This is a genomic window from Lysinibacillus sp. NPDC094177 (genome assembly GCF_050279145.1).
Lineage (GTDB): Bacteria > Bacillota > Bacilli > Bacillales_A > Planococcaceae > Lysinibacillus.
This window is the reverse complement of sequence record NZ_JBNNTW010000010.1, coordinates 144,989-160,359: the sequence shown is the minus strand read 5'-3', so window position 1 is coordinate 160,359 and position 15,371 is coordinate 144,989. Positions and strand designations below refer to the sequence as shown.

Here is a 15,371-nt window from a genome sequence, read left to right as displayed (position 1 = left end):
TTGGCTCCTCACATCATTCACTTAACTATATTAGATAAAAATATGTGGTCCATCATCACATAGGATTGATTCTGTTTAACAAGCCTATTCAGCTAATATCATCCAGCGCTCAGTCAGAACGGAAATCAACCACGCTCTGGAATGTACCCTTTTACTTGCTTTTATAGTAGCAAAAGTCACGTTCTATGTCTTGCAATTACATAACCAGTCATAAGGTTAGCACCTTTTGCATGTATTCATTCACGCATCTGCCTTATATTACGTATAAAAAAGGAGTAAGGGTAAATTTCCCTTACTCCCATTACCCTTGTATATTATATCTTCTAGATATTATAAAGGCTATACTTTTTGTGCGCAAAAAGCTGTATTATGTCACACTTTTTACTTAAGTTATCGAATTATGACACTTATTTAGTGTTTAATCCTTTTTCTGCGATATATAAAGCTAAGTCCATTAAACGAGTAGAGTAACCAATTTCGTTATCATACCATGCAAGAACCTTTACCATACTATTTTCTAATACCATTGTAGAAAGACCATCTACAGTTGAAGAGTTATGGTTACCATTGTAGTCAATTGAAACTAATGGTAGTTCGTTGTATCCTAAAATACCTTTAAGTTTGTTTTCTGAAGCTTCTTTTAATGCAGCATTAATGGATTCTTTTGTTACTTCTGCTTTTAGCTCCACTACTAAGTCAACACATGAAACGTTTGGTGTCGGTACACGCATAGAGAAGCCATCTAATTTACCTTTTAATTGAGGTAATACTTTAGAAACTGCTACTGCTGCACCTGTTGTTGTTGGAATCATTGACACTGCACCAGCACGTGCGCGACGTGGATCAGAGTGCGGGAAGTCAAGGATGCGTTGATCGTTTGTATAAGAGTGAATTGTCGTCATCATACCGCGTTCAATACCAAATTTTTCATCAAGTATTTTTGCAACTGGCGCTAGACAGTTCGTTGTACAAGAAGCATTTGAAATGACATCATCTGTTTCAGGGTTGTAATCCTCATGGTTAACACCCATTACAAACGTTGGCATTTCGCCCTTCGCTGGAGCAGAAAGAATAGCTTTTTTAGCACCTGCTTGAATATGCTTGCCTACTTCTTCCATTGAGCGGAATCTACCTGTACATTCAAGTACTACATCAACACCTAGTTCCCCCCAAGGTAAATTAGCAGGATCTTTTTCAGCATAAACATTTATTTTTTTTCCATTTACTACGAAAGAATCGCCATCTGCATAAACATCAGCATCGTAGATACCGTGTACTGAATCATAAGTTAATAAGTGTGCAAGCTGACCTGCATCTGTTAGGTCATTTACTGCAACCACTTCGAATTCATCGTGCTTCATAGCTTCACGAAATACTAATCGTCCAATACGTCCAAATCCATTAATTGCTAATTTTAATGCCATTGTCAATTCCTCCAATATTGTTTAAATAATTTATTTTGCCTCGGACATTTATAATATCCACAATTGGCTTTATTCTCATTCAGGGGTATTGTAGTACCCACTGAAATATGAGTTACATAGTAATTTATAAAGAAGGTAAACCTTCAGCGATAGCTTTTGCTGCTACCTCATCCGTTATAAAAATCGTTTGCTTTGGTGCTACCTTAAAGTACGAAAGCATTGCCTTCACTTTTTGTTTACCAGCAGCAACTGCAATGACTTGCTTACTTCTTTGAACCTGCTCAAACTGAATACCGATTGTTCGAATTCGATGTACAATTTCGCCTTCTGCATTGAAATAGTAGCCAAATGCTTCACTAACTGCACCCTTTTCTTCGAGAATCCGTAAATCCCCCGGCGATGAATTACGACGAACAGCCATCTCCTCTGCAGAGCCAATACCATGAATGACACAATCTGCATGATCATAATAATTCATCATTTCGGTTACCATAGGCTCTGTTAACATTGCTTGATAGGCCTGCTCACTTAAATGCTCCGGTAAAAACAAGGTACGATACTGTGCATCCATCTGCATGGCAAATGTTGAGACAAGTGTATTAGCTTGCATTTGCATTTCATGCCCAATACCTCCACGAGCAGCAACAAATGTGATGTTGTGTGTATCAGTTGGGTGTAAAAATTGCGCGAGTGATGCAACCGACTTTCCACCAGTAACAGCTACAATTTGATCATCAAAGCATGTCGACATAAATTGATGTGCTGCCTCTTTTCCAAGTAATGTTAATATCGTATCATCTTCATTGTAATCACCTGGAACAACAATTACATGCTGTAAGCCAAAATGGTTTTCCAGTAATTTAGCTAGCTGTGTAAGACCAGACCATTCATAGACTAGTGCTCGTAGCTTGTCAATAACTTCTTCACCATCATCTGTACATACCATACCCGATTTTTGAGAATCTAATAACCCTTGCTCACGTAAATTGTCCGTTTCTTTACGAATTTCTCGTTCGGTCATTTTAAGTGAATCTGCAAGTGTACGACGCCCAATAGGCTGCATGAGCTGAACTGTTTGTAAAATACGATATCTCAATTGAAGAAGCGTATACATTTCTGGAAGTAGTCTTTGCTGTGCCTCAGCTACAGATAACATATTTATCTACTCCCTTTTCAATAGAGGTGGGTTACTTTTTATCCCGCCATTTAAAATTATGTCCCACTTACAATTTCATTATAATCCCCTTTATAATAAAGAGCAAGTAAATGCTATGTATTGGCAGTAAAAATTATTTAAAGCATAGTGACCTATTTGCGCCTATGTTGGGGTTCATTGGAATGAGGATTCTTTAACCGGTGTCATAGAGTATGGCTCTTCGGAACAACGAGGGGTTGATTTCCGTTCCGGCTGGGTGCTTTGTTGCTGTCGGTACGTTAGCAACTTAAGCGAAGGAAGCGGCTCCATGTTCATCCACAACAAAGCGAGTAACCTGGAACAGAAATCCTCCTCATTTAAAGCGTCACAACGTTCACATAGATCTCTTTACCATTTTGTTTTTCAACATAAAAAAACTCGTAACCAATTAGACATGGCTACGAGTTTTTAGTTAGCTTATTTTGTGAAAGATAAAATTGCGTTTTTCTTAAATCCGCCTAAAGCTTTTGTTGCTTCATTTTTATTTGTGTATTCAAAAATACGAACGTCCTTTTTCTCAAATACTGTAATAACCCACATTGTAAAATCTCCCTTCGAATACGTTTTTGTAATATAACAACCATTAATAAATGTGATATTTTTATAAACTGTTTTATAACAATTCCTTTACTTGATTCCTATTCTACTCCGATTTTTTTAAAAAGAAAGCCTAATGTGAAGGTCTTCACAAACTGTTCAAATTCTAAACGCTTTCATTGAACAATTTGTGAATTGTGGTTTTTACCGCTAAAGATTCGGGTAAAAGACATCCGCCGAGGCTCTAGGCCCACAGATGTTTTTTGTGCGAAAGCGTAGTGCCAACGTAGCGACAGCAACAGATGTTTTTTGTGCGAAAGCGTAGTGCTCACGTAGCGGCAGCAACAGATGTTTTTTGTGCGAAAGCGTAGTGCTCACGTAGCGACAGCAACAGATGTTTTTTGTGCGAAAGTGTAGTGCTCACGTAGCGGCAGCAACAGATGTTTTTTGTGCGAAAGTGTAGCGGCAGTAGCGTTTTTTGGACACCCGCTGAAAGAAATAAAAAAAATTCCGCTCCTTCTTCACTGCTACATACATAGCTTGAGAGATACGAAATTTTTAGAAATGATTTTATTCACTTAATGTTTTGCTTCATTAAACAAGCGATTTGCTGCTCATTTGAATGTTCGATTCCTTCTAACTTTTGAATCACTAATTGCTGCCTTTCGTTAGAATGATTCTGACTTAACTTCTTTTTGCCTTCCATACTTGAGATTTTTAATTTAAAGCCCTGAACTCCCTTGTTTAGATTATTAACAAGCTGTTCATCTACCTGAGTCAGGCTATATGTACTGTTATCGTGTTCATATTTTTCAATCATAATGTTGAAGGATTTCATTAATTCATCATTGTGCTCGATAAGCTCTATTTCACCATAAACATGTACTGCTACATAATTCCATGTTGGGACAGCTTGATTTGTTTCATACCACGATGGAGATATGTAGCAATGCGGCCCATGAAATATCGCTAAAACCTTTTGATTTTCAATATCCTTCCATTGAGGATTCCCTTTTGCAAAATGCCCAATTAAGCAGTCCTTTGTGTCATTCAACAATAAAGGGAGATGTGTTGCAAAGGGTATTCCTTCATGAGTTGAAAAGAGTGTTGCAAAACTGTTCTCCTGAATAACTGCTATCATCTCTGAAATATCCTTCATTTTAAAAGCCGTTGGTATGTACATAAGCAGATCCCCCTTTGTTATTCGCTACACAAATGCTCCATAAGTGTTGCGTAATCCAAATTGCCGTATTGTATAACTTGCCCATCCTTTTCTACTACCGGAATCATTAACATATACTTTTCATGTATGCTCTCATCTTCTTCAATATCAATAATTTCAATATCGAAATCTAGATCCTCCTGTACAAGTTTTAATGTATGCAGTCCCTCTACACATAATCCACAATTAGCTCGACTAAAAAATTTTACGTTCAATTACAGCACCTCCATAAAGTAATAATAAAACGAAACAGTTATCTATAAGTAAGATACTGTAATCCCCCTTACTTGCCAACTCTCTAATTCTCGTACTAGCATGCCTCCTTCTTACTTAACTTACTTAGTATTAATCCCTTATAATAAGTCCTCTTACTAGAAAAAACTGTGCAAGAACTTACTTCCTGCACAGTCTTCTATCGTATTATTTTTTTAAATGACTATCTAAGAATTTTAGCATTGCATTATAAAATTCGATGCGGTTTTCTTCATTTCGGAAGCCATGACCTTCATTGTCTTTCAGCATGTACTCCACATCAACGCCTCTTGCACGTAATGCTTCAACGATTTGATCAGATTCAGCTTTATTTACACGTGGATCATTTGCGCCTTGAGCTACAAATAATGGCGTTTTAATTTTATCCACATGGAAGACAGGCGAAGCTGCTGTTAATAGTTCTTTATCCTTCTCTGGATGCCCTACACGCTCATAAAGTTGGTTACGCATTGTTTCCCAATATGGAGGGATTGTATTTAATAATGTAAAGATATTCGATACACCTACATAGTCAACTGCTGCTGCATATAGATCTGGTGTAAACGTAATACCAGCTAATGTTGCATAGCCTCCAAATGATGCACCGTAAATTCCGATGCGTTTTGGGTCTGCAATCCCTTGGTCAATTGCCCATTGTACACCATCTGTAATATCATCTTGAATTTTTAGACCCCATTGTTTATTACCCGCTTCTAAAAACTTTTTTCCGTAACCCGCAGAAGAACGGAAATTCACTTGTAGTACCGCATAACCACGGTTTGCCAGTAGTTGTACTTCAGGATTAAAGCCCCACATATCGCGTGCCCATGGACCACCGTGAGGATTTACGATTAGTGGTAAGTTTTTAGCCTCTTTGTTTTTCGGTAAAGTTAAATAACCGTTAATCGTTAAGCCATCTCGACTCTTATATGAAATTGGATGCATTTCTGCAAGCTCCTCTGGATTTAGCCAAGGGCTTAATGCTGCCATTTCTGTTATTTCATCTGTTGTTGAATCGTAGTAATAATATTTCCCGTAAACCGTGTCACTAGAAACGCTAACAATGAATTTTGTCATATCTTTGTTGTAATCATTGATGCCTAATTCACTTTCTTCAACACCTAATTTGTTTTGAATTTTACGGAATAGTTTTTCAAAGTCCTCGTCATAGAATTGATAATGTACTTTATCCGTTACATATGCCCCATACAGTACTTTATCTTTCTCAGCATTATATAATATACCTGATACATCCACTTCTGAATTGGACATAATTACTTCTTCGTTGCCATCTAGATCATATTTAACTATTTCTACTTTATCTCTTCCTTTATTAGAAGTTGCGTAAATATGTTTATTGTCTTTTGAAAAACTAAAAGGGTTTATATCGTCCCCTGCTTCTATTTCAATAAACGGCTTGAATTCATCTTTTTCTGAATCACGATAAAGAACCGTTCCTACTACACCGTCTGAGACTACTGCCATTCGAATATTGCCATCACGATCTGCTAACCAGCTACTAACATTACCTGGATTTTTAGCAACATGTGTTGTTTTACCAGTCTTCACATTAAGCTTGTACACATCAAAGACTTTTGCATCTTCTTTATTCATCATAATAAGGATTTCGTCTTTAACGCCCTCTAAACCACTTAATAACCCAACTGTTACATTTGGATAAGGTGTTAAATCCTTTTCCTCACTACCATTGAATGTTGTCGAATAAATATGGAAGTTTTCGTCGCCACCTTTATCCTTTACGTATAGTAAATTATCATCTTTCCAGAAAGATCCAGCAATATCGCGATCCTTTGAGCTAGATACACGTACTGGCTCGCTATCATCATTCATTTTTTTCACGAAAACGTTTGAACGGTTTTCCCATTCAGATGAAAAAGTAATGTAATTGCCATCTGGTGAAAGTTCATAGCCGAAGTTCCCCGGATTTTTCATAAAATCTTCTACGGAAATTTCTTTCACGCCTTCATTAGTGGCACCGTTTTTCACTTTTTTAGCATTATTCAAAATTTTCACTGCATCTTGTTTAGAAATCTTTTCACTATTTGAAAGACCGTTAAATAAACCAAGCTTATTGGCTTTTTCTTGATACTCAGCAATTGTTGTTTCTTTTTCCTCTTTATCTAAAGCTCTTACTAAAATACGTGCCGCTTCATCACGTTTAATATTCGCACTTAAATCTTTTAATTCTTCGCCTTTTACCCACTGTTTAATGATTTGCTGACGCATTGTCTCTGATCCATGCTGGAATGTTAGAGCTGTGACAGCAAAATCTAGAAACTCCTTAGCAGATAGATGTTCCTCTTTTACTTCTACTTGACTGCTAGTTTCATTGGCAGCACGCACTTCCTGCATAGATACAGGAATGACTACAGATGTTGTTAAAATAACTGCTAATGATGCTGATAAAAATCTTTTTTTCAAAATGATTCCCCCTTATATCAGTCCGCGTTATAGCATTTATCAATACAATAAAATTATAACAAATTTAGCACTTTTGTAAATTATTAGGTTTAATAATTAAAAGAGTTTAATAAGAGATAAAAGCGATCAAGTACAAGAGATATCCTAGACCTCTTGTATTGCCTTTCCAGTCATGTCTATGAGGTACGTGTATTCAATATCCATATTTTTTTATTTTTATTTAATGCAAAATGTCCTTCTTTATCACTCGATGTCACGACTTCATCTTTGTGATTGCCAGATGTTATACTTCCATCTTCCTCTTTAAAACTTTTTCAACAACTAGAAAAAGACTGTGCAAGCTTACTCCTGCACAGTCTGTCTTTTATATTATTTTTTTAAATGGCTAAGAATTTTAGTATTGTACTGAATATTGATAATGACTAATAAAATTTCCTTTTAAACCAGTAAAAAAGTGAACTGCAATGAGTTCACTTTAAAAGTATATTAAAATTTCCGACTTGCTCCTCCGCCAGCAGATGAGCCGCCTCCGAATCCGCCAAAGCCACCGCCCCTAGAGCCGCCCCCTCCAAAACCACCTGGAAAACCACCTGGAAAGCCGCCACGTCTACCAGAACGCGGCCCTCCTCCTCTTCCGTTAGAAATAAATGTATAAACAACAAGTACTATGATAACGATTAAAATAACCATCCACGTTGGCATTTCTTCATTGTCAGCTGTATTTTTAGGCATCTCTCCATTCCAATTGTACTCTTTCGCGACAGTTTGAAATACTTCAGCGTACGTTGCTTTAAATGCCTTATCAATGTCTCCAGCACTTGCATTTGGATAAAACGCCGTATCTAAAATGCGCCCCAGCTTGCCATCAGGTAATGCTCCTTCGAGACCTTGGCCTACAGCAATGACGACATCATTTTTACCTTCGCCCTGCCCAAACGTTGCTAAAATTAAAACACCATTATTTTTCTTGGCATCTCCAATGCCCCATGAACGAATCATTTTTGTTGCATACATTTTTGGTTCTTCTCCGTTAATCATATCCACAGTTACGATCATAATTTCAGCACCTGTACCTTTGTCTAGCTGCTCTGAATAATGATTGAGCTCTTCCTTAACGGATGAAGATATGGCATTAGCAAAATCATGAATATACGTATTTTTCATCGGTGTCTGCATTGCGGCATCTGCCATTTTCATAGAGAAAGCAAACATGATACTAACAATAGCAAGTTGGATAATAAACCGTTTCATTATTGTTTACCTAAACTGCTAAAATCTATAGATGGTGCCTTTTCAGCACCCGCAGCTGCTTTAAAGTACTCTTTCTGCTCAAAACCAAACATCCCCGCAATTAAATTGCCCGGGAAACGTTTGACCGTTTTATTAAAAGCCTGCACTTCATTATTGTAGTCTTCTCGAGCAACAGCTAAGCGATTTTCTGTCCCAGCTAATTCATCCATTAGTTGACGGAAATTTGCATCTGCCTTTAAATTCGGATAATTTTCTACGACTACTAGCAATCGACTAAGTGCTCCGTTCAATGCATCATTAGCCACCGCCTGTTCCTTTGGACTATGTGCACTTCCCATTTGTGCACGCGCCTCTGTGATGCTAGCAATCACTTCTTTTTCATGGTTGGCATATCCTTTAACAGATTCTACTAAGTTCGGAATCAAATCGTAGCGACGCTGTAGCTGATTTTCAACCTGAGCCCATTTCGAAACTACGCTTTCCTCAGCCGTTACAAGGCTATTGTATTTTGGAATAAAAAGTAAGGCCAATACAACTAAAATAATAACGATAATTCCTATAGGTCCAAATATTTTTTTCAATTTAAAAACCTCCTTCGTTTTCTTTTAGCTATCATCCAAAATTAGGAATGACATTTGTTATTTGGTAATAAGCCATTCTTTTTTTACCATTAATGTGCAGCAAATAAAAATCTCTATTCTACATATATGCAAATGTATTAATACCGTATGAAATTTATTTAACGTGCCATACTTAATACTGTAACAAACAATGATATTTAGGAGGCGCTTTTTTTGACACAATCGTTTCATAACGAATCATCAAACCAATTCAACCAACAACAAAGCCCAAATCATGGTGGACATGAGCAAATGGACTTGCATGAAACAATCGGTGCAATTATTGCTTGTATGAATCAATCCATTGTTTTACGTCCACAGGTTAAGGACACAGAGTTGCTTAGCATTTTGGATCGCCAATATAATTTCACATTAGGTATGTATAACACTATTGTGGAATCTTATAATACAGGTCATGATCCGTCTGTTCCTACAGGTCGCTATCAAATGGAGACGGGGAATAATTTCAAATATGGAATGAATCCTGGCCAACCTAAAAAGCCTATGCAAAATGCAAGCGAGCTCAACGATGAATGTATTTCTGGCTTCTTACTTGGCGCTCAAAAAGGTTTGGCAAAAGGTATGACTGCAGCAGCAACAGAAACTACAAACCCTGTTGTCCGACGTGTTATTGCAGATAGTATTCCCAACTGTATTGAAATGGCATACGAATTATCTATTTACCAAAATATGCATGGCTACTATCAAGTACCTCAATTTTCTCAACAAGATATGCAAACGATGCTTAATGCATACGGCACTACAACAAATCCCCTTCATTAATAAAAACAAGAGCAGTCCCATATGTGGTGCATTATCACAAGGGGCTGCTCTTGGTTTATAAAACTTTTCCTAAAAATGCTTTCGTTCGTTCATTCTGTGGGTTACCAAAAATATCCTCAGGTGTTCCCTCTTCGACAATATAACCACCATCCATAAAGACGACACGATCACCAACTTCACGAGCAAATCCCATTTCATGTGTTACCACGATCATGGTCATACCTTCAGCTGCTAAATTTTTCATTACATCTAACACTTCTTTTACCATTTCAGGGTCTAGTGCCGAAGTAGGCTCATCAAATAAAATAGCTTTTGGTTTCATCGCTAAAGCACGAGCAATGGCAACACGTTGCTGCTGACCACCTGAAAGCTGCTCAGGATAGTTATAAGCCTTACTATCAAGACCGACCTTTTTCAACAACTCATGTCCGAGTGCTTCTGCCTCTGTCCTACTCATTTTACGGATTTGCATCGGAGCCATCGTGACATTATCTATAACTGTCATATGCGGGAATAAATTAAATTGTTGAAACACCATGCCCACTTCTGCTCGAATAGCATTTATATTTGTTTTTGGCTCGTTAACCTTTACATTCTCGATATAAATTGCACCATCTGTTACTTCTTCTAGCATATTGATGCAACGTAAAAATGTACTTTTCCCTGAGCCTGATGGGCCTATAACACAGACAACTTGCTTTTCCTGTATTTCATAATCAATGCCCTTTAATACTTCAAGCTTGCCAAAATATTTGTGTAAATTCTCAATTTTAATCATCGTGCTTCCCTCCCTTCTGCCTTACGAGGGACATAGCTATTACTAAGTCGTTTTTCGATCAACGCTACAATTTTTGTCACACCATACGTTAAAATTAAATATAGTACCGCCGCAACTATATATGGTTCCCAGAAACGATAACTAGCTCCGGCAACGATCTTACTTGCATATAAAATATCTGGTGCCGCAATAACGGTTACTAAAGATGAGTCTTTTAATAAAGCAATAAATTCATTACCTAACGGTGGAATCATACGTCTAAAAGCTTGTGGTAAAATGACTTTTCGCATCGCTTGGTTATGTGTTAAGCCAAGGGAACGAGCTGCCTCCATTTGCCCTTTAGCGATACTTTGAATACCCGCGCGGAAAATTTCTGCATTGTAAGCAGCACAGTTTAAGATAAGTGCCGTAATCCCTGAAACAAAGTAACCTAATGAATGTCCAAAAATGCTCGGGATCACCGCTAAATGAATTAATAAAATTTGTACGAGCATCGGTGTCCCACGGAATAAATCTACATATAGCTTACACGGCCAATAAATCCATTTTCTAGTCGATAATTTTCCAAGTCCTAAAAATAGCCCTAAAAGAATTCCGCCAAAATAACCACTGAGTGTTAAAATTAACGTCACACCAATACCACGTATAAACATATCACGGTAGTTCCAGACTATGTCCCAGCGTAAGTCAAAGATGTCCATCCGAAAACCCCACTTCCCCTTAAAAATTAAATAAGGAGTTGCCTAAAAGTCCTTCATAAGTAAAAAATCCGCATCAGTGTTCTCCTGTCGCAAAATCAGTTTTACCAACCATCTCTGCTGGGTCTCTTTTTTCCCGTTGGAGTCTATGCGGATTTTCACCTTATATCAATATTATATTTCTTTTAGGACAACCCCATCATGCAAACAGTTATTACTTAAAGTCTACACCTGTAATTTCTTTTAATTTACCGTTCTCTTTAATTTTTTTCAGTCCTTCATTTAACTTATTTAAAAGTTCTGTATTCCCCTTCTGAACCATAAATCCATAGTATTCTTTTTCAAATGCATCATCTTCGATCACTTTAAGTTTCTCTGTTGGATGAGCTTTGATATATTCATAAACTACCGCATTATCACCAATCGTAGCATCCACATTACCATTCAGCATTTCTTTGATAGCAACTGGCTGATTTTCAAATGCCATAATATTTGGACTCGATTCACCCTGTAGCTTTTTCGCAGCTTCATGACCTGTAGCATTAATTTGTACTGAAATCTTTTTATCCTTTAAATCAGCTAATGATTTAACCTTGGAATCTTCTTTTACTACGATTAATAATCGAGATTCATAATATGGATCTGTAAAGTCAAATGTTTCTTTACGCTTATCATTAATTGAGATCCCTGCTGCTCCTATGTCTGTTTCACCATTTTTAACAGTTTGGAAGACTGGCTCCCAGCCAATATTTTGCCACTCTACTTTAAAGCCCATTTCATCAGCAATCGCCTGCAAAATATCGAAATCTAATCCTACAATATTTCCTTTATCGTCAAGTGATTCGAATGGTGCAAATGTCGCTTCTGTTCCTACCTTATAAATTTTCTTACCATCTCCATCTTCAGATGGCGCGCTACCGGATGATGTCTTTTCTTTTGTGCCGCAACCTGCTAGAACTAACACAAATACTGCTACGACCACAAGTAACATAGATAAACTTCTTTTCATAGCTACTCCCCCTAATTCGATTATTTTCCGAATATAATTATTTTTTAAGCAATTCGGAAATGTTATACTATTAGGTCAATTATAGTAACATTATTCTCTTTAGACAATAACCTTTCGTATAAAAGTAATTATTTTCTCATAAAAATTTATTCAAATTGGATTTTCTAGAATTAAACGGCATGAAAAAAAGAAAATAACACCTAAAATGAATATTTATACATTCATGATTGATGCTAAAACTAGATATATTTTTGCAAAAAAAAAAGAATCCCCTCAGATAGGATTCTTTTTTTCGACCAGTATAAACTAGTCTTCACGTACAGTATGTTCACTAAAAAATAATTTGGAATTGTTGCTTTTTTGAAGGTTTGAAAGGAACAAATACGGGAATAATGCCAACTAGGAAGTATTCCCATTATTTACCCTCTCTTTCTCCACTAAGCAGGCTGCTAAACTACTTATTAGGAGAATTGAGTTGTAAAAGTATATCAAATATCAGTAAAATGGCGCCCTCGGAGGGAATCGAACCCCCAGTGCAAGAACCGGAATCTTACGTGTTATCCATTACACCACGAGGGCAATTAAACAAAAAAAAAGTACTCACCCTAGGCTTTACGTAAAGCATAATGTAGATAACCCTCATGTGAAGCATACCTGCAAAATAGTGTACTGTACTTTAACTTATGACCTTATCAATTATACAAACGTCTTGCACATAATTCAACTATAGAATGTAAAACATTTTAATTTTTTTTCGCCATTCAGCAAGTGTCCGTCTAAACACCTACTGAATGAAGTTAAGGATGTTAGCCTAATACCTTCAAATCCTGGAAAAATGGCTAACTGACCTGCTTCGGTAAAAATGTCACGTCCTGTTGCATTACCAAGATGATTGACATCGCGTCGGCCTGGGCACAATTCATAACATATTGTTTATCTGTGGAAAAGTGCAAGTGAAGTGCAGCGACAGCTACATTACAGCAAGGCGAAATTGATTTAATTAATTTCACTTTAGCAGGGTTAACATTTGACCTTCCCTGACTATAATGTGTATGATAAGGTTACAGCTGAAATACAAAGGATGTTTTCAGCAAAAGTAATCGAATTTAGTTTTATAAGGAGGATTTAACATGAATTTAATTCCTACAGTTATTGAACAAACAAGTCGTGGTGAACGTGCGTATGACATCTATTCACGACTACTAAAAGACCGTATTATCCTATTAGGAAGTGCGATTGACGACAACGTTGCAAACTCAATTGTTGCTCAACTTCTATTCCTACAAGCAGAAGATCCAGATAAAGATATCTTTCTTTACATCAACTCACCAGGTGGATCTATCACTGCTGGTATGGCAATCTACGACACAATGCAAATTATCAAGCCACAAGTACAAACAATTTGTATAGGTATGGCAGCATCTATGGGTGCTTTCCTACTTGCTGCTGGTGAGCCAGGCAAACGTTTCGCATTACCGAATGCTGAAGTAATGATTCACCAACCACTTGGCGGTGCACAAGGTCAGGCAACTGAAATCGAAATCGCTGCAAAACGTATTTTATTCTTACGTGAAAAATTAAATGGTATTTTATCAGAGCGCACTGGTCAACCACTTGAAGTCATTGCAAGAGATACAGACCGCGATAATTTCATGACTGCTGAGCGTGCAAAAGAATACGGCTTAATCGACCAAATTATGGATCGTAACGACCGTAAATAAAAAATAAAAGGCATCCCAGATTAATTTCTGAGATGTCTTTTTTTGTTCGACATCAAATCTATGTATGGTTTGATGGGGCTATCCTTCACTTTGACCGTTCTATCCACGATCAGGAAGTTTGAAGCGTCTGTCCTTCCGTCGCTTCGGCTTTTCTTTCCGTCGCTTCGGCTCTTCTTTCCGTCGCTTCGGCTCTTCTTTCCGTCGCTTCGGCTCTTCTTTCCGTCGCTTCGGCTTTTCTTTCCGTCGGGTCCTTTTCTTTCCGTCACTTCGACTCTTCTTTCCATCGCTTTGGCCTTTCTTTCCGTCACTTCGACTCTTCTTTCCGTCGCTTTGGCTTTTCTTTCCGTCGGGTCCTTTTCTTTCCGTCACTTCGACTCTTCTTTCCATCGCTTTGGCCTTTCTTTCCGTCGCTTCGGCTCTTCTTTCCGTCGCTTCGGCTCTTCTTTCCGTCGCTTCGGCTCTTCTTTCCGTCGCTTCGGCTTTTCTTTCCGTCGGGTCCTTTTCTTTCCGTCGCTTCGGCCTTTCTTTCCGTCACTTCGACTCTTCTTTCCGTCGCTTCGGCTTTTCTTTCCGTCGCTTCGGCTTTTCTTTCCGTCGCTTCGGCTTTTCTTTCCGTCGGGTCCTTTTCTTTCCGTCACTTCGACTCTTCTTTCCATCGCTTTGGCCTTTCTTTCCGTCACTTCGACTCTTCTTTCCGTCGCTTCGACTTTTCTTTCCGTCGAGTCCTTTTCTTTCCGTCACTTCGACTCTTCTTTCCATCGCTTTGGCCTTTCTATCCGTCGCTTCGGCTCTTCCTTCCGTCGCTTCGGCTCTTCCTTCCGTCGCTTCGGCTCTTCTTTCCGTCGCTTCGGCTTTTCTTTCCGTCGGGTCCTTTTCTTTCCGTCGCTTCGGCCTTTCTTTCCGTCACTTCGACTCTTCTTTCCATCGCTTTGGCCTTTCTTTCCGTCACTTCGACTCTTCCTTCCGTCACTCCGGCTATTCTATCCGCCACTTCGACGATTAAAGCGGCGGGGCATTGACATTGACCTTCAGTTCTGCGCAAAAACCAAAAAAAACTGCCCAACATGTAAGCTTGGACAGTCTCTGCATCATATGTTTTTAATCTTCTTTTTCGATTAGTGCTGCTAATGCTGTAACCGCTTGCTCAGCATCGTTACCAGCACCGCTAAGTACAACCTCTGTTCCTTTTGCAATGGCTAAGCTCATAACACCCATAATAGATTTAGCATTTACTTTTTTCTCATCTTTCTCAAGAAAGATATCGGCGCTAAAGCGATTTGCTTCTTGTACAAATAGCGCTGCTTGTCTAGCTTGTAGTCCTAATTTTAATTTTACATGGACTCTTCTCTCGGTCATTCTTAAAACTCCCCTTTACTACCGTTCATCTTATTATTTTTATCTTACCTTACTTACTGACAAAAGAACAATACGAGATTAAG

The 15,371-nt window shown here is 38.0% G+C and carries 15 protein-coding genes and 1 tRNA gene; 3 read left to right on the top strand and 13 right to left on the bottom strand.

Annotated elements, in window-relative coordinates; genetic code table 11:
- Positions 1-407 precede the first annotated feature (407 nt).
- The 8 genes from gap to ACQKNC_RS16680 form a co-directional block, all read right to left on the bottom strand.
- Positions 408-1,424, bottom strand: a complete 1,017-nt coding sequence (gene gap / locus ACQKNC_RS16715) for a type I glyceraldehyde-3-phosphate dehydrogenase (RefSeq protein WP_427425892.1) — start codon at positions 1,422-1,424, stop codon at positions 408-410.
- Positions 1,425-1,548: 124 nt separating this feature from the next.
- Positions 1,549-2,580: a sugar-binding transcriptional regulator gene (locus ACQKNC_RS16710; protein ID WP_427425891.1), complete on the bottom strand. Its 1,032-nt coding sequence runs from the start codon at positions 2,578-2,580 to the stop codon at positions 1,549-1,551.
- A gap of 456 nt (positions 2,581-3,036) precedes the next feature.
- Positions 3,037-3,159 carry a hypothetical protein gene (locus tag ACQKNC_RS16705; protein WP_263297453.1) on the bottom strand — a complete coding sequence of 41 codons (123 nt, stop codon included), beginning with the start codon at positions 3,157-3,159 and terminating at the stop codon, positions 3,037-3,039.
- Positions 3,160-3,730: 571 nt separating this feature from the next.
- Entirely contained in the window at positions 3,731-4,339 is a 609-nt protein-coding gene (locus ACQKNC_RS16700; RefSeq protein ID WP_427425890.1) for an FMN-binding negative transcriptional regulator, read from the bottom strand.
- Positions 4,340-4,356: 17 nt separating this feature from the next.
- The gene (locus ACQKNC_RS16695; protein ID WP_427425889.1) at positions 4,357-4,593 is read right to left on the bottom strand and encodes a glutaredoxin family protein; all 237 of its coding nucleotides are present in this window, start codon (positions 4,591-4,593) and stop codon (positions 4,357-4,359) included.
- A gap of 205 nt (positions 4,594-4,798) precedes the next feature.
- Positions 4,799-7,072 carry a prolyl oligopeptidase family serine peptidase gene (locus tag ACQKNC_RS16690; RefSeq protein ID WP_427425888.1) on the bottom strand — a complete coding sequence of 758 codons (2,274 nt, stop codon included), beginning with the start codon at positions 7,070-7,072 and terminating at the stop codon, positions 4,799-4,801.
- 486 nt (positions 7,073-7,558) lie between these two features.
- Complete coding sequence (locus ACQKNC_RS16685; protein WP_427425887.1) at positions 7,559-8,323, bottom strand: TPM domain-containing protein; 765 nt, start codon at positions 8,321-8,323, stop codon at positions 7,559-7,561.
- A complete protein-coding gene (locus tag ACQKNC_RS16680) occupies positions 8,323-8,904 on the bottom strand; it encodes a LemA family protein (protein ID WP_427425886.1) in 582 nt (193 codons plus the stop codon). The genes ACQKNC_RS16685 and ACQKNC_RS16680 overlap by 1 nt, the downstream gene beginning before the upstream one ends.
- A 213-nt stretch (positions 8,905-9,117) precedes the next feature.
- On the opposite strand from ACQKNC_RS16680, the gene ACQKNC_RS16675 reads away from it, so the two are divergent.
- Positions 9,118-9,726, top strand: a complete 609-nt coding sequence (locus tag ACQKNC_RS16675; protein WP_427425885.1) for a spore coat protein — start codon at positions 9,118-9,120, stop codon at positions 9,724-9,726.
- Positions 9,727-9,781: 55 nt separating this feature from the next.
- Here the strand turns inward: ACQKNC_RS16675 and ACQKNC_RS16670 are convergent, their stop codons facing one another.
- The 4 genes from ACQKNC_RS16670 to ACQKNC_RS16655 all read right to left on the bottom strand — a co-directional run bounded on the left by ACQKNC_RS16670 (position 9,782) and on the right by ACQKNC_RS16655 (position 12,790).
- Positions 9,782-10,504, bottom strand: coding sequence for an amino acid ABC transporter ATP-binding protein (locus ACQKNC_RS16670; RefSeq protein WP_427425884.1), 723 nt, complete (start codon positions 10,502-10,504; stop codon positions 9,782-9,784).
- Positions 10,501-11,205: an amino acid ABC transporter permease gene (locus ACQKNC_RS16665; protein WP_427425883.1), complete on the bottom strand. Its 705-nt coding sequence runs from the start codon at positions 11,203-11,205 to the stop codon at positions 10,501-10,503. Before ACQKNC_RS16665 ends, ACQKNC_RS16670 begins: the two co-directional genes overlap by 4 nt.
- A 211-nt stretch (positions 11,206-11,416) precedes the next feature.
- The gene (locus ACQKNC_RS16660; protein WP_427425882.1) at positions 11,417-12,211 is read right to left on the bottom strand and encodes a basic amino acid ABC transporter substrate-binding protein; all 795 of its coding nucleotides are present in this window, start codon (positions 12,209-12,211) and stop codon (positions 11,417-11,419) included.
- 504 nt (positions 12,212-12,715) lie between these two features.
- Positions 12,716-12,790: transfer RNA gene (locus ACQKNC_RS16655), tRNA-Arg, on the bottom strand.
- 551 nt (positions 12,791-13,341) lie between these two features.
- Between ACQKNC_RS16655 and clpP the strand changes: the two genes are divergently transcribed.
- Positions 13,342-13,932 (top strand): ATP-dependent Clp endopeptidase proteolytic subunit ClpP, encoded by a 591-nt coding sequence (gene clpP, locus ACQKNC_RS16650; protein ID WP_079563765.1) that lies wholly within the window; start codon positions 13,342-13,344, stop codon positions 13,930-13,932.
- Between the two features lie 118 nt (positions 13,933-14,050).
- Positions 14,051-14,935 carry a hypothetical protein gene (locus tag ACQKNC_RS16645; RefSeq protein WP_427425881.1) on the top strand — a complete coding sequence of 295 codons (885 nt, stop codon included), beginning with the start codon at positions 14,051-14,053 and terminating at the stop codon, positions 14,933-14,935.
- Positions 14,936-15,030: 95 nt separating this feature from the next.
- On the opposite strand, the gene ACQKNC_RS16640 is transcribed toward ACQKNC_RS16645, so the two are convergent.
- Positions 15,031-15,288: an HPr family phosphocarrier protein gene (locus ACQKNC_RS16640; RefSeq protein WP_049668979.1), complete on the bottom strand. Its 258-nt coding sequence runs from the start codon at positions 15,286-15,288 to the stop codon at positions 15,031-15,033.
- Positions 15,289-15,371 lie beyond the last annotated feature (83 nt).

What these genes read in the sequence shown, in the direction of transcription:
- gap (WP_427425892.1), bottom strand. Translation starts at nt 1,424, where the DNA reads ATGGCATTAAAATTAGCAATTAATGGATTTGGACGTATTGGACGATTA.
- ACQKNC_RS16705 (WP_263297453.1), bottom strand. Translation starts at nt 3,159, where the DNA reads ATGTGGGTTATTACAGTATTTGAGAAAAAGGACGTTCGTATTTTTGAA.
- ACQKNC_RS16640 (WP_049668979.1), bottom strand. Translation starts at nt 15,288, where the DNA reads ATGACCGAGAGAAGAGTCCATGTAAAATTAAAATTAGGACTACAAGCT.
- clpP (WP_079563765.1), top strand. Translation starts at nt 13,342, where the DNA reads ATGAATTTAATTCCTACAGTTATTGAACAAACAAGTCGTGGTGAACGT.
- ACQKNC_RS16660 (WP_427425882.1), bottom strand. Translation starts at nt 12,211, where the DNA reads ATGAAAAGAAGTTTATCTATGTTACTTGTGGTCGTAGCAGTATTTGTG.
- ACQKNC_RS16670 (WP_427425884.1), bottom strand. Translation starts at nt 10,504, where the DNA reads ATGATTAAAATTGAGAATTTACACAAATATTTTGGCAAGCTTGAAGTA.
- ACQKNC_RS16700 (WP_427425890.1), bottom strand. Translation starts at nt 4,339, where the DNA reads ATGTACATACCAACGGCTTTTAAAATGAAGGATATTTCAGAGATGATA.
- ACQKNC_RS16665 (WP_427425883.1), bottom strand. Translation starts at nt 11,205, where the DNA reads ATGGACATCTTTGACTTACGCTGGGACATAGTCTGGAACTACCGTGAT.
- ACQKNC_RS16685 (WP_427425887.1), bottom strand. Translation starts at nt 8,323, where the DNA reads ATGAAACGGTTTATTATCCAACTTGCTATTGTTAGTATCATGTTTGCT.
- ACQKNC_RS16710 (WP_427425891.1), bottom strand. Translation starts at nt 2,580, where the DNA reads ATGTTATCTGTAGCTGAGGCACAGCAAAGACTACTTCCAGAAATGTAT.